We start from the raw sequence: 14,090 nt of genomic DNA on the forward strand, positions 1-14,090 counted from the left end.
TTAGGGATGTTAATCGGGTAGGTTATAATAGGCTTTTACGGCCTGGTAATCGGTATAATCCAATTTTCCGGAGGGCGCGCTTTCAGGCACCAGCACGTACCGAAAATCATTATTACGGGAGCCGGAGTACTGGTTTTCCGTTAAATCCACCCCATTGGTGCTCTCGAGCAAAACAACTATGCCCTGACTGTTGATGCCACGGTTGCCAAAAGTAAAGGAATACCAAGTGTTGCTCCAACGGCCACCACTGGGCATGGCATGGACCCTGCCATCTCCCCATTGCGTGAAGTACACAAAGACCAAAGTTTTGTTCCTGAGTTCGTCAATGCCGATCTCGGTAACGGGAATACGCATTTCCTTTACGCGTGGAAGGTCTAGAAGGTTCCAGTCCGCAGGGATCCAATTCGAGTAAATGACGTTGGCGTTGCCGTTCTGTCCGTCGGCACCGTCCTGTCCATCTGCGCCCGCAGGTCCCTGTTCGCCCTGTAGGCCTTGTGCACCTGCCGGACCTTGTTCTCCTTGGGGCCCTTGGGGTCCCACATCGCCGTCCTCCGCACTGCAAGATAAAAAGAGGATCATGCATGCCATTAGGCCTATGGTTTTAAATACATTGGAATTTTTCATAGTATTGGATTTTATGGGTCTAGCCCTAGATATTTAATAACTTCATCGTACTGCATCTTGGAAAAACTGATGGGCCTCTTATCCGATGTGGGGTCGGGCTCGATGATGATATAGCGAAACTGGGTTTCCGGACCTAGATATTCATCATTGGTCACATTGCGGCCATAGGATTCTATCTGGATGAACAAACCGTTGCCCTGAACCCGACTTGTCAGCAAAAGTTCCACAGTTCCACTGCCATTGTATTCCGCTAATGGCAAAAGGGTTACACTGGTAAAGGTAGGGATGGGCTGATACCTCCGATAGACCAAAATCAGGTTATTTTCAATTTGGAACTCGGTGAGTATAAGCCCAGGGATCCTATGGAATTTAAAGTCGGGTATATCGGTGTCCCAGGGATCGATTTCAAACCATCCCGAAGAAAATACATTGGCCGTGCCATCTTGCCCATCCGCACCGTCCTGTCCGTCCTGTCCATCTGTTCCGGGAATCCCTTGTTCACCTTGAGGCCCTTGGGGTCCGGCCGGTCCAACGGCCCCGTCCTCTGCGGAACAAGCCATCAGTAATACCCATAGAAACAATGACATCATCCTTGAAATACCGTTTCGTGTTTTCATACCTTGCTTTCTTTTTGGTAAACTTCTTTATTGGGGGAAATTTGATTTGTGCATGCACTCGGTTGAGGAAACTATCCAAATCACAATCCGAAATTAGAGATAGGCATTGCTATTGGATTTCCGATATGTAACAAAGGCTTTCGGAAATGTAACATAGGTGAAAAAGGCAATGATATGGGGCTGTTTTGTGGGGCAGAAGTAGTTAAAAGGCCTAGGTTTGAGTGCAAAAGTAGGCAAGTGTTCTACCTTCACTCTATTGAAAAAGGAGAACAAATAACCACAAGATGGGCTTTTCAATTCCATCAACACCAAAGAGGGATTTTTCATATGCCTGGCCTTTGTGATATTATGAAATGGCCACTTACCTTAATGATTCCCTAGGGACGAACGATTGCTAAAGCCGGATTTTAAGCGTTTTAACGTCTACTTTTAGCGTTATACCGAATCCCTTTAAATTTCACCATGGGAATTGTCTATATTGTTTAGGATAGACCGTGATAATCGGGTTTATTTCTCCCCCATTTTAATTTCGCATTCAAAAATTTGTATTAACCATAAACCAATTCTATATGAAAAACTTAGGAATTCGATTGCCCTTTACCCTAATGTTGGGGCTGTCATTGATTTTCACCAGTTGTGAAACAGAAGGTATCGGCGAAGAATCTCAGGAGGGCCTTACACTTAAGGCGGTAAACTTTGAGGCAGAAATCGCTTGTGACGCAGTAATTGATTTTACGCCCATAGCGGCAGGTACTGTTGTGAGTAGTCTCTCCTCGGGTAACGGAGTTTCCGGAGAAGTAATTGCAGGATCAATAAGTGTGTACGGAGAAAATCTTGACCCTGCACGTCCAGATGTAAACCACGCGATGGTCTTTGATACCGATAATCCCACTGGTGGTGATGACGACCTTGTGGTTCCCGGCGCGGATAATCAGGAAGTGTTGATTATTTCCGAGGATTTGGATGCCGCCGATCCGGATGATGATGGTGTTCCCGGAGGTATTTTTACGTTCGATTTTTCCGGTTTTGGAACCGGAGTGGTCGATGTTGTTGAATTTACCGCCATAGACACGGAGGAAGGAGGAACTTACGAGGCTTTCGACGGGGATGGTATTTTGATTGCCGATGGTGACATAGGTATGATTGCCAATGGCACGCAACAAATGGTTGCTGTAAATGCTACGGGCGTAGAAGTGTTGGTCATTACGCTGGACGGTTCCGGAGCGGTAGATAATTTTTGTGTTAATGTAGAGGAAGGGGATGAAGGTTGTACCCTTACCCAAGGATTTTGGAAAAACCCCAAAAAAGGGCCTTGGCCTGCACCCCACAATAGGGATGATATTTTCTTTTTAAGTGGTAAAACCTATCAGCAGGTTTTAAAAACTGCGCCTAGTGGAAATAGCTATTATCAGGCCGCGCACCAGTTTATTGCGGCCTCGCTCAATGTTGCCAATGGCGCTTCTTCTCCCGATGAGGTGGATGAGGCCCTTGCACTGGGAACTGATTTATTCAATACGTATACCCCGGCCGAAATAGGAGCATTGCAGGGCGATGATCCGCTAAGAGCTCAATTTTTGTCAGTTAATGACATCCTTGATGCCTATAATAATGGAGAAATCGGCCCAGGCCATTGCGACGACTAAATTACTGAAACCATACCATTTTAACTGCCAATGTGTATCATCGCATTGGCAGTTTTTTTTAACAAAATCAAAAGAACATACCTTGGAACAGGTGCCTCATAGACAGCATTTCTAATCATGTGCAAACGACTACAAACGTTTACAAACGAAAATAAATATTTCCTAACCGAATCCTTTGTCATACCCCTAATATGTTTGTGCTATCGAACTATGCATAGACGATGACATGAACTGTTTAACCCGTCCTGAAGTTAATTCAGGGCTTAAAAATTATGTATGATGAATGCACTGAGAAACAAAGTACAATTGATCGGAAACTTGGGGAAAGATCCCGAAGTGATTGAACTGGAAAATGGCGGTAAATTGGCCAAATTTTCCATTGCCACCAACGAAAACTACAAAAATGCCAAGGGGGAGAAGGTCACGGACACCCAATGGCACAACATTGTGGCCTGGGGGAAGACCGCGGAAATCGTGGAAAACTACCTCACCAAGGGTAAGGAAGTGGCGGTGGAAGGCAAGCTGGTGAATCGCTCCTATGAGAACAAGGAGGGCGAAAAGCGCTATGTCACAGAAATACGATGTAACGAACTCCTGATGCTGTGAAAGGCTTCTTTAACACAATTTATCGATAAAGGGGGCGTTTTGCCCCCTTTCTTTTGATTGGGGTAATAATTTTCCTAATTTAAGGTAAAAGCTAAAGGGATATTCCCCTGAAGTTGTTAACCTTAGCCCCAAGGATGAAAAGGAAAGCACATATCGGTCTTTTAGCCTTACTGCTGCTGTTGCATGCGGGAATCTTTTCGCAAGAAATGGAGCGGAAGGTCATGGATATGGCCGCCTTTGAACAACTGGCCAAGACCGATGCCATGTACGAACAATCACTGCAGTCCCTGAACGGGACGGACGAGGCCGATTTCTGGACGGATCAAAAAAACTTCGAAAAAGCCCTTAAAAAAAGGAATTATACGGCCTACCAAGGCTATTTAAAAGGAAAAAGGGATGCCTACCTGGAGCATGAGCTGCATTGTAGCACCCACTGCAAGCACGATGCCCAATACTATCTGCAGGCGGCGTTCTATTACCAATATGGTAAATCCAAGACCAGCTACAGTAGCGCCTTCCTAGGGGACAAGGCTGGTAAGCCCGCCGAAATCTCGGCCGTGAGCAAGAAAAAATTTCAATAGTTCGATGACTTCCGAAGCAATGGGACCCTTAAGCGACTCTCTGTAGAAGGTCGTAACAGGGGCAACGGCCACAGCGCTTGGCCTCCGACTTCTTGTATTTTTTGCAGCATTTGGTCTTGCAACCCTTGGGAACCAGCTCCTTGAGCTTCGCCTTTTTGAGTTCCTTTTTTTTCGCCTTTTTCTTTTTGCCCATGCGCTAGGTTCTGAATAACAAGCGCAAACATAGTTATTTTAATTCAATCTAAATAAGATTAAATGTTAAATCATGCCTGTGGATTTGCCGCGGCACTTTCCACGGTAATCTGTTGCACATCGCGATCAAAGAGATAGAGGCCGCCCTTGTCGTTCCCGATGAGGTTAATTTTATCCAGAATGGTCCGTGCCAGTGCCTCTTCCTCAATTTGCTCGGCCACATACCATTGGAGAAAATTGTGGGTGGCATAGTCCTTTTCCTGTAAGGTAACATGGACGAGTTCATTGATGCTCTCGGAGACAAAAATTTCATGTTCGTACAGTTCCTGAAACAGCTTTTGAAAGCTGCCAAAATCGGTCTTCGGTGCCTTGAGCTCCGAAATCTGAGCATGTCCGCCACGTTCGTTTACATATTTCACCAGTTTTAACATATGGATCCTTTCCTCATCGGAATGCGCGTACATAAAACCAGCAATTCCCTCCAAACCTTTAACCTCTGCCCAAGAGGCCATGGACAGATATACCTGCGAGGATTCCGCTTCTATCCGGATCTGATCGTTCAGCGCTTGTTCCAATTTTTTTGATAGCATAGTCCTTTATTTTAAGATGTTATAAAATTACGCAATTTTCAAATAGGATGGTATAGGGCTGCTCCCTGTTCCCTTGAATCAAAATCTCGCGGTAATACCTACATGTCTCGGTGAGATATTCAGGTCCCAGCTCAGTTTTTTTTCCTGCTGATTGTACTTCTTGTCATATTTTTTGTCGAGGTAGCGATCTATGGATTCCACCGTAAAAATACTGATGGCTACCCCAAGCGCTACATCGGAAAGCCAGTGCTCACCGTCCCAAAGTCGTGAAACGCCGGGTACAAGGCCCACGGTGTAAATACCTGCCTTTACCCAGGGACTTTTGAATGCTTTGGCAATGGCGTAGGCGTTGCTGAAGGCCAAAAGTACATGGCCAGAAGGAAAAGAATGGTAGAGCCTGTCCGAGTTGAAGGGGTCAAAGGTGTCCTTGTCTTTTCCGCTGGTGGGCCGGGCCCTCCCCACGAGCGATTTGGTGATTTGTTGTAACAGTCCTGCCGCCGTGGCCGAGGAGAGCAAAAGTACCCCCATGCGCCGTAATTTTTCGTCCTTGGTGAAGAGTCCGGTGAGGTATACGCCCCCGGTAAACATATAGTTGTACTGCGGACTCCCAAAATTGGTGCCGTAGTCCCTGATGAACTGAGGTACGCCTTCGCGCTGCCTCCTGAGAAAGTCAGAGGTCTCCTGATCCACCAGATAGAGCATTCCGGTACCGCCCATAACGGCCCCAAAGGTGGCCCATTGTTTTCCTTTCCAATGCAAGGGCCTGCTGTAGGCATACCCCACCCCTTCAAATACGGTGGCTATGTCGTAGGTGAACAATTGCCAGTTGGTTTTGGAAACCGGGGTTTCGGGATTTTGCCCTTGTAGGTGAAGGGTACAAAGCAAAAGTACTAGGTACAGTCTATTCATTATTTAGGTTTAAATGGCTTCGTAAAGGTACTGCCCAAGTGTTACCAAGCAGTGCTATGGGAAACTTAAAACTGGGGAAGTAGTTGTTAATTTTATTTTTGATAGGATGAATATACTCCATATCTGGATAATCTAAAAGTAAATTTCCTGGGCTAGGCGAAAGGTATTGGCATGGGCTTCCACTATGTCTTTGATATTGGGCGAATACCCTCCTCCCATACTGCATTGTACAGGAATCTGGTGGGTATGGCAAGTGTTCAATACAAACCGGTCCCGCTCCCTGCACCCCGCTGTCGTCAGGGATAAGGTACCGAGTTTATCACTTGCGATAATGTCCACCCCGCACAGGTAAAAGACAAAATCGGGTCTTACCGTATCAATAAGTCGGGGCAAGGTGTTTTTGAGGAGGGAAAGATACTCGCGATCTCCCGTACTCTTTTGAAGTGCCAGATCTAGGTCCGATTTTTCCTTTTTGAAGGGATAGTTGCCTGCCCCGTGCATGGAAAAGGTGAAGACCGAGGGATCGTCCCGAAAGATTTCTGCCGTTCCATTGCCCTGATGTACATCCAGATCCACGATCAGTATTTTATTGGCCAATCCCTTGGCCTGCAGATAGCGCGCCCCTATAGCCTGGTCATTGAGCATGCAAAAGGCCTCCCCATGGTCCGTATAAGCATGATGCGTGCCTCCGGCTATGTTCATGGCGATGCCGTGCTCCAAAGCAAATTCACAGCCTTTCATAGTGCCATCAGCGATGGTGCGTTCCCGTTCCACGAGATCCTCTGTAAGCGGGAATCCTATTTTTCGGGCTTCCCGAGGTGGAATCTTTATGTTGAGCAGGTCATAGAAGTATTCCGGTTCATGTACAGCTACGATGTACTTATCGTTGGGGATTTCGGGCTCAAAAAAGTTTTCCGGGCTACAAGACCCCTCATATAACAGTTGCTGTGGCAAGAGCTCGTACTTGATCATAGGGAACCGATGGCCCTCCGGTAACGGATGTTTGTAGATGGGATGATAGGCTATTTTGAGCATGGATATTGTACACTATTTGTCAGGTCGAACGCAGTCGAACCCTTGATTAATTTCAGGATTATAGTGAACGGATGTCCCACCGGTAACGGACGTTTGTAGATGGGATCATAGGCTATTTCGAACATGGGTTTTGTACACTATTTGTCAGGTCGAGCGCAGTCGAGACCTTATTCATTTTCAGGATTGTAATTGGAATGTGTCGCGTTTCTACATTCCGCTAAAATTTGGAGCATATCATATTGGCCATTGGCCAAGGCAAGTTTCTTCCTTGCACTCCAATTTTTTATCTTTTTTTCAAAGTATATCGCTTGGACCACGTCGTTGAACTCTTGATGAAATATGAGTTTTACGGGTCTTCGTTTGTAGGTAAAACAACTTTTAATTAGACCATTTTTGTGTTCCAAAAACCTTCTTGAGAGATTATTGGTAATACCGGTATAGGTAAGTCCGTCCGCGCATTTAAGAATGTAGACATAATATAATTTCATGGATGAACGCTATATGGAGGTCTCGACTGCGCTCGACCTGACATTGTTCTGCTTTTGAAAACCTTTAAGGCTGCATATGGAGCTGGTTTGCCAATCAACTAATGGTCTCCCCGTTGCCTACTGCATCTTCATCAGGGTTCACGAAGACCAATTTGCCATCGCTGTTTTCGGTCATCAGAATCATGCCCTCACTTTCCACGCCTCGCAGCGCTCTTGGGGCCAAATTGACCAGCACGCTCACCTTTTTGCCTACAATTTCCTCGGCGCTGAAACTTTCTGCGATACCCGAAACAATGGTCCTGGTGTCCAGGCCTGTGTCCACCTTCAGGACCAATAGCTTTTTGGTCTTGGGCATTTTCTCGGCTTCAACAATGGTGCCCACGCGGATATCCAGTTTGGAAAAATCATCAAAGGTAATGGTCTCTTTTTGTGGCATGATGGCTTTGTTTTCTGTTGCGTTTGCTTTTTTGGTGGCCTCCAATTTATCCAATTGGGCCTGTATTTCCTTGTCCTCGATCTTTCGGAATAGCAGTGACGCCTGCCCAATGTTGTGGCCGGAAGGGAGCAGGGTTTCACGACTGGAAACGTCATTCCAATCGGTCTCCTTATCCAGCGACGAAAGCTGGAGGATAGCGCTTAATTTTTTTGCCGTAAAGGGCAAAAAGGGTTCGCTCAAAACTGCTAGGGCCGAAACGATCTGCAGGGCCACGTACATAATGGTCCGGACCCGTTCCTCGTCTTGCTTGATCACTTTCCAGGGTTCCTCATCGGCCAAGTATTTGTTGCCCAGCCGGGCCAGGTTCATGAGTTCCTGACTGGCTTCGCGAAAGCGATAGCGATCTAGGGATGCGGAAAGGGTCTGAGGGAACGTCCTAAGCTTGGCGAGTGTTGCTTGGTCTACTTCGTTAAAGGCGCCCGGTTCAGGAACCACCCCCTCGTAGTATTTGTTGGTAAGGACCACGACACGGTTCACAAAATTGCCGAAAATGGCCACCAGTTCATTGTTGTTTCGGGCCTGAAAGTCCTTCCAGGTAAAGTCGTTGTCCTTGGTCTCGGGAGCGTTTGCCGTGAGTGTATAGCGCAATACGTCCTGCATATCGGGAAATTCCACCAGATACTCGTGCAACCATACAGCCCAGTTTTTGGAGGTAGACAACTTGTTGCCCTCTAGGTTCAGGAATTCATTGGCGGGCACGTTTTCTGGCAAAATATAGTCGCCCATGGCCTTGAGGATACTGGGAAAGATAATGCAGTGGAACACAATATTGTCCTTTCCAATAAAATGGAGCAACTTGGTGTTCTTGTCCTTCCAATACGGTTCCCAATCCTTGCCCTCCCGCTCTGCCCATTCCTTGGTGGAGGAGACGTAACCGATAGGGGCATCGAACCAGACGTAGAGTACCTTGCCCTTGGCACTGGCAACAGGAACCGGAATACCCCAATCCAGATCACGGGTGACTGCTCTGGGTTTTAGTCCGTCATCGATCCAAGATTTGCATTGTCCGTATACATTGGGTTTCCAGTCCGTCTTATGCTGTTCCAAGATCCAGTCCCTCAGAAAATCCTCATATCGATCTAGGGGCAAAAACCAATGCTTGGTTTCCTTTAAGGTGGGCAGTGTGCCCGTAAGGGTCGATTTTGGATGGATCAGATCCGTGGCATTTAGGGAAGAGCCGCAATTTTCACACTGGTCGCCATAGGCTTCTTCATATCCACACCTTGGACAGGTTCCAATTACAAAGCGGTCTGCCAGGAACTGTTGGGCCTCGTCATCGTACAACTGCGCCGTGGTCTCCTCCAAAAAATCGCCCTGGCGATACATTTTTTTAAAGAAATCCGACGCGGTGGTATGGTGTATCTTGGCCGAGGTACGGGAATAGTTGTCAAAGGAAATCCCAAAATCAACAAAGGATTTTTTTATGATACTGTGGTACTTATCTATGATTTCCTCGGGCGTAACACCCTCCTTTTTGGCCTTCATGGGAATGGCAACCCCATGTTCATCGCTACCACATACAAAGGCCACATCCCTATGGGTAAGGCGCAAATAGCGCACATAGATATCTGCCGGCACATATACACCTGCCAAATGGCCAATATGAATGGGCCCATTGGTGTAGGGAAGTGCGGCGGTGACGGTATACCTACTTCTTGTTTGGGAAGGGGCTTGAGGGTTCGTGGACATCTAAAATTTGTATTAGGGCACAAAAATACCAATTTTGGATAGAGTTATCCCAAGCCTTTATAAAAGAAAAACCTTCGGAGTACTGAAATTTTCAGTACTGCCGAAGGCTAAGTTGCATAGTGGGGCGTAATTAAGCAACCATTACCGACTTGCTCATCTTCTGATCCTGAACCTGTATACGGTAAATGTACTTTCCTGTGGCCAACTGTGAGGACATCCTTTCCCTGATATTGATCTCAGTGGAACCTTCCAACATCATCTCGTTGAACACAGTACCTAGATTCTGTCCCAAAATGTTGAACAACTGAATGTCTACATGTGCGCTAAATGGCATTTCCAAATAAATATGTGGCGTTTCCGCAGTGGGATAAAAAGGCCTGTGCACAATGGCGTTCAACAGTTCCGGATTGGCTTCCGGGTCTCCAGGAGTAGGCAATGTAGGCTCCCCATCGCTATACACGATATCGGGGAAATCCACACCGCTACAGTTAAATCCTAGGTTAACTGGCGCATAGGGGTGGTTAAGCAAATGCTGTTCTACCAACGGAATGGGGACACATAACCATTCTGCCATAACCGTGGCGTACAGGTCCCTAAAATCCATAGTGTATTCCAAGTTGCCTCGGCCATTGGGGCTATCCAGCGAAGGATGATCTCCAACAAAGGCACTTCCATTTAAACCGGAACCAAAGAATAGGGTAGGAGCCGCTTTTCCATGGTCCGTACCGTTGGAACCGTTTTCGAAAATCCTTCTTCCGAATTCGGAAAAGGTCATACTCAATACATTATCATCCTGTTCCGTAAAGGCAAGGTCTTCATAGAAGTTGTTCACGGCGACGGATAAATTGGTCATTAAACGTTCATGGGCCAAGGGCTGATTTCCGTGGGTATCAAAACCACCCATAGAGATCATATAGACCTTGGTGCCCAGGTTTCCTTTGATCAAGCGAGCCAACAGTGCCAATTGTCTGGCAAAATTGTTCTCCTGATACTCTACCTGGTTCTGACCACGCTCATAAGCCTCGTGGATTTTACCGGCATATTCATAAGTGGTGTTTGCCACCCCTCTGAGGAACTTCAATTGGTCCCCATACATACAGCCGTTGAACAAGGCATCGTCCAAGCCGTATACCACACCATCTTCCGCAATTTGTTCCAATTGATCGATATTGTTGGTCACAAAAGCGTAATTGGTTTCTTCACCCTGGAATACCAAGCTTCCGAAATTACCAATCTGAATAGCGGCCGGTGCTGGTGGTGGATTTAAAAGGTAGTCTGGGAAGCACTGTTCAAAGTGCCTACCCATCCATCCTGTATTGAGCCCGGATTCACCGGTAGTGGTCAAATCCGTATTGGCAAAAATATCAGAGCCGGTAAAGTGAGATAAACTTTGGCCTTCATAACCTACACCATGCACTGCCTTGAACTGGCCATCGCCCCAAAGAGGCTCCAAGGCCGTCATATAGGAAGGTACACCGTATTCATCGGTCAACTGCAACACCTTACTTTCCGGGATATAGATATTGGGTCGGGCGTTGCGATAGGTATCGTACTGTTCCATGGGAATGACCGTACTAAGGCCATCATTACCGCCCGATAGGCGGATTAGGATCAAAATATTATCGGTTTCCGCATCTGCTATCGCAGCGGTAAGTGGTGATGGGGCGGATGCGGTGAGCATATTACTGCCCAACATCATGGAACCTGATCCGGCAATTCCCAATGCCTGAAGAAAGGAACGTCTGCTCCAATACTTGTGTTCCATATCATGGCCTTCATCATTCTTGCCAAGATTTGCGGGTATATGGTGATTGTTGCACATAATCGTAGGTTTTATTTTAATTGAAATTCTGGTTGTCTTGCGATATGCTGGAGTAGGAGATAAACCTGAAAAGGAACCTCCGGGCTAATGGAAAGCATCCATAGAGACAATCCTCCAGGAATATAATCGGGGCTGTAGTATTCTTGAATAACCCCTTCGGCCTCCGCAAAGGCGGAAAGTGCGTTCGCAAACTCGTCATCGTGGATTCCCTTGGGCAGGAGCCTATTGAGAATGGCCCTGGTCACAATTTCGGGGTTACTGGTATTGCTATCGGCAGGATCAACCGCGTTTACGGCAAAAGTCCTGAACTGTTCCGGATTGTTTTGATAGAAGCCTTCGATCAGAATTTCAATGGAGAGCCATCTACCAATAATAAAATTGGTGTTGATCCAACTCCTATCGCGCTGCCAACCGGCAACGTCAAACGGGTCAAAAAGATTTTGGCTCAACAACCTACTGGCATCGATAACATTGAGCATTACGCTGTCGTCATAAGAAAAACTAGTTTCCTTAATAACGTTCAGGTAAAAATCGAACGGACTCTTGATGATTACACCAATGGCCTCATCATCAAAGAAGTGCTGACTTTTAAAAAGTTGGCTCAGTACCGGTGCAATTTCAAAATTGTTGGCCACAAAAGTGCTGGCCAATTGCTGTATGATCGTTTCGGCATTCCCCGCATCATCCGAAGAATCGGGATGTACGAAGAACTCATATAACTTTTTACAAATGAAACGACCGATCTCATTGGGCCTTTCATTGAATAGGATATCCATAACATCGTCATAGCCCCAATTTCCGGTCTGGCCCAGAATGGTCTTGGAACCGGCATCAAAGGCCGTGGCATCAAAGGCTACCGGGCTACACCCGATTTCCCCACGATTGACATAGCCCGATAGGGCCCTAGCCGTTTCAATGATGTCTTGTTCTGTATAGGCATTGCCTTCCCCTAGCGTAAAGAGCTCGTAAAGCTCCCTGGCGTAGTTTTCATTGGGGTTGTTTCCGTTGTTATAGGCACCGTCCAAATAATAGAGCATGGCACTGGTTAGTCCCATTTCGCTCACAAAGGTCTTAAAGTTCCCGATGGCATGCCGTTGTAGGGTATTGGTATAATAGTATAAGAAGGAGTTACAGTTGTAAATGTCCACTTCCGTTACCAAATGGTTGCTCCAGAAAAAACTTAAGCGATCTCTAAGATTGCCACCGATCAAGGCATTGGTATAGGCAATTCTCCAATCCTGCAGTTGCTGGTTTCTCAGCTGCCTGGCGGCGTCCTCGTCGGCAGGATAGTTGTTGTCATTCCAATCTGCCCAAACAGGGGCGGGCAAAGGGGCTAAGTTTAGGGCCTCGTTGATCAGATTGTCCACTAAGGTATCGGCCGTTTGGCCAACCGCTAGGTTTATGGTGTCCACAGAAGCACTAAATCCAAGTCTTCTATACAAATGGGCGGCCCGTTGTTGGTCCAAGGGAACGGTGTAGGGCGCCAGAGTTGAAGTATTACAATTGATGAAATATTCCATAGTCTATGGTGCGTTATTTATAGGTTCATAGTATTAGGGGCAACTATTAAACTATTACTAAACGTTTCAATACTTGGGATAGTATGTAAATCCCCGTATTTTCGATGTCTGTCAGACGCCAATTTACAATCTTGTGGTCAATAGACCGATGAAATGTTAAATTTTTCGATGAAATGCAAAGATTTTTAAGATTTTAAGGAAATCCATGGGGAAACACAATGAATTTGGAAAAAAAGGCGAGGAATTGGCGGTCCGTTTCCTTACTGAAAAGGGCTATCTGATAAAATGCACCAATTACAGATACCTAAAAGCAGAAATAGATATCATAGCGGAAAAAGGGGATATTTTGGCCGTAGTTGAGGTAAAATCAAGGAGTTCCACATTATTTGAGCACATTGCGGAAACGGTAACCAAGGCAAAAATTAAGCGATTGGTCATGGCGGCAGATTATTATGTGCTAACGCACGATTTGGATCGGGAAGTGCGTTTTGATATTATAACGATCCGCAAGGACAAGGGGTCCTTTGAAATAGAACACTTGGAAAATGCTTTCTATCATTTTTAAATATTTGTTTTATTTGTAACAAATTGTTATTTTTGTTTCAAACACACGGCTATGAAAACCATCTCCTCTGTTGTAGAACAGTACATCAAAAAGAAACCTTTTTTACAGAGTGCCTTGGCGCAAGGTATCATTAACCTGACTTCCCTTTCCAGGATCGTAAGACCCGAGATCGAAGAAGAATTGGGAAAGGACATTCGAAACGGGGCCATTGTCATGGCGCTGAAACGCTTGTCCGATGATCTGGAGTTCAGGGCTACGCACAAAATTATCAAGGTGTTGAAGAATATTGGGGAGATTACCGTGCGTTCCTCGCTCTCGGATTATACTTTTTTGGCCTCGGACACCATCTTATCACAGCAGGCCCAACTTCTGGAGGAAGTAAATGCCAACCAAGATGTGTTTTATACCTCCTCGCGGGGGGTGAACGAGATCAACATAGTGATCAGCAACAGTTTGGACGATACCGTAGAGACCCTTTTTAAGAAGGAAAAGTGCACACAAAAAGCGGAAAATCTTTCTTCCATTACCGTTAAATTACCGGCAGAGAACGTATCGGTACCCGGTATCTACTATTTTATCTTTCAGCGTTTGGCCTGGGAAGGCATTGTATTGTACGAGGTGATATCCACTACAAACGAGTTTACCATTTTGGTCAATGATGAGCAGGTAGATATCGCCTTCCGCACTATCAAGGATTTGAAGACGCTCTAGGC

The 14,090-nt window shown here is 46.1% G+C and carries 15 protein-coding genes; 5 read left to right on the plus strand and 10 right to left on the minus strand.

The window, feature by feature from the left end; all coding sequences use genetic code 11:
- Nucleotides 1–9 precede the first annotated feature (9 nt).
- Entirely contained in the window at nucleotides 10–624 is a 615-nt protein-coding gene (locus ACRD67_RS02415; RefSeq protein ID WP_430965439.1) for a collagen-like triple helix repeat-containing protein, read from the minus strand.
- 11 nt (nucleotides 625–635) lie between these two features.
- Nucleotides 636–1,241: a hypothetical protein gene (locus ACRD67_RS02420; RefSeq protein WP_430965440.1), complete on the minus strand. Its 606-nt coding sequence runs from the start codon at nucleotides 1,239–1,241 to the stop codon at nucleotides 636–638.
- A 569-nt stretch (nucleotides 1,242–1,810) separates the two neighbouring features.
- Here ACRD67_RS02420 and ACRD67_RS02425 point away from each other — a divergent pair.
- The 3 genes from ACRD67_RS02425 (at nucleotide 1,811) to ACRD67_RS02435 (ending at nucleotide 4,071) form a co-directional block, all read left to right on the plus strand.
- The gene (locus ACRD67_RS02425; RefSeq protein WP_430965441.1) at nucleotides 1,811–2,884 is read left to right on the plus strand and encodes a hypothetical protein; all 1,074 of its coding nucleotides are present in this window, start codon (nucleotides 1,811–1,813) and stop codon (nucleotides 2,882–2,884) included.
- A gap of 279 nt (nucleotides 2,885–3,163) precedes the next feature.
- Nucleotides 3,164–3,490 carry a single-stranded DNA-binding protein gene (locus tag ACRD67_RS02430; protein WP_430966177.1) on the plus strand — a complete coding sequence of 109 codons (327 nt, stop codon included), beginning with the start codon at nucleotides 3,164–3,166 and terminating at the stop codon, nucleotides 3,488–3,490.
- Between the two features lie 134 nt (nucleotides 3,491–3,624).
- Nucleotides 3,625–4,071: a hypothetical protein gene (locus tag ACRD67_RS02435; RefSeq protein WP_430965442.1), complete on the plus strand. Its 447-nt coding sequence runs from the start codon at nucleotides 3,625–3,627 to the stop codon at nucleotides 4,069–4,071.
- 28 nt (nucleotides 4,072–4,099) lie between these two features.
- Here the strand turns inward: ACRD67_RS02435 and ACRD67_RS02440 are convergent, their stop codons facing one another.
- From ACRD67_RS02440 to ACRD67_RS02475, 8 genes are all read right to left on the minus strand, one after another.
- Complete coding sequence (locus tag ACRD67_RS02440; RefSeq protein ID WP_430965443.1) at nucleotides 4,100–4,264, minus strand: hypothetical protein; 165 nt, start codon at nucleotides 4,262–4,264, stop codon at nucleotides 4,100–4,102.
- 70 nt (nucleotides 4,265–4,334) lie between these two features.
- Nucleotides 4,335–4,853, minus strand: a complete 519-nt coding sequence (locus ACRD67_RS02445; protein WP_430965444.1) for a ferritin — start codon at nucleotides 4,851–4,853, stop codon at nucleotides 4,335–4,337.
- A gap of 78 nt (nucleotides 4,854–4,931) precedes the next feature.
- Entirely contained in the window at nucleotides 4,932–5,762 is an 831-nt protein-coding gene (locus tag ACRD67_RS02450; RefSeq protein ID WP_430965445.1) for a phosphatase PAP2 family protein, read from the minus strand.
- A gap of 132 nt (nucleotides 5,763–5,894) precedes the next feature.
- Nucleotides 5,895–6,797 carry a histone deacetylase family protein gene (locus ACRD67_RS02455; protein ID WP_430965446.1) on the minus strand — a complete coding sequence of 301 codons (903 nt, stop codon included), beginning with the start codon at nucleotides 6,795–6,797 and terminating at the stop codon, nucleotides 5,895–5,897.
- Nucleotides 6,798–6,964: 167 nt separating this feature from the next.
- Nucleotides 6,965–7,285 carry a GIY-YIG nuclease family protein gene (locus ACRD67_RS02460; protein ID WP_430965447.1) on the minus strand — a complete coding sequence of 107 codons (321 nt, stop codon included), beginning with the start codon at nucleotides 7,283–7,285 and terminating at the stop codon, nucleotides 6,965–6,967.
- 94 nt (nucleotides 7,286–7,379) lie between these two features.
- Nucleotides 7,380–9,470 carry a methionine--tRNA ligase gene (metG, locus tag ACRD67_RS02465; protein WP_430965448.1) on the minus strand — a complete coding sequence of 697 codons (2,091 nt, stop codon included), beginning with the start codon at nucleotides 9,468–9,470 and terminating at the stop codon, nucleotides 7,380–7,382.
- A 130-nt stretch (nucleotides 9,471–9,600) separates the two neighbouring features.
- Nucleotides 9,601–11,292 carry a DUF1501 domain-containing protein gene (locus ACRD67_RS02470; RefSeq protein ID WP_430965449.1) on the minus strand — a complete coding sequence of 564 codons (1,692 nt, stop codon included), beginning with the start codon at nucleotides 11,290–11,292 and terminating at the stop codon, nucleotides 9,601–9,603.
- 11 nt (nucleotides 11,293–11,303) lie between these two features.
- Nucleotides 11,304–12,812 carry a DUF1800 domain-containing protein gene (locus ACRD67_RS02475; protein WP_430965450.1) on the minus strand — a complete coding sequence of 503 codons (1,509 nt, stop codon included), beginning with the start codon at nucleotides 12,810–12,812 and terminating at the stop codon, nucleotides 11,304–11,306.
- 205 nt (nucleotides 12,813–13,017) lie between these two features.
- Here ACRD67_RS02475 and ACRD67_RS02480 point away from each other — a divergent pair, with 205 nt between their 5' ends.
- Together ACRD67_RS02480 and ACRD67_RS02485 are read left to right on the plus strand one after the other, a co-directional pair.
- The gene (locus tag ACRD67_RS02480; protein WP_430965451.1) at nucleotides 13,018–13,377 is read left to right on the plus strand and encodes a YraN family protein; all 360 of its coding nucleotides are present in this window, start codon (nucleotides 13,018–13,020) and stop codon (nucleotides 13,375–13,377) included.
- A 51-nt stretch (nucleotides 13,378–13,428) separates the two neighbouring features.
- On the plus strand, nucleotides 13,429–14,088 hold the full coding sequence (locus ACRD67_RS02485; protein WP_430965452.1) for an aspartate kinase: 660 nt from the start codon (nucleotides 13,429–13,431) through the stop codon (nucleotides 14,086–14,088).
- Nucleotides 14,089–14,090: the final 2 nt, after the last annotated feature.

The organism is Eudoraea algarum, from assembly GCF_050589645.1.
GTDB lineage: Bacteria > Bacteroidota > Bacteroidia > Flavobacteriales > Flavobacteriaceae > JBNGOQ01.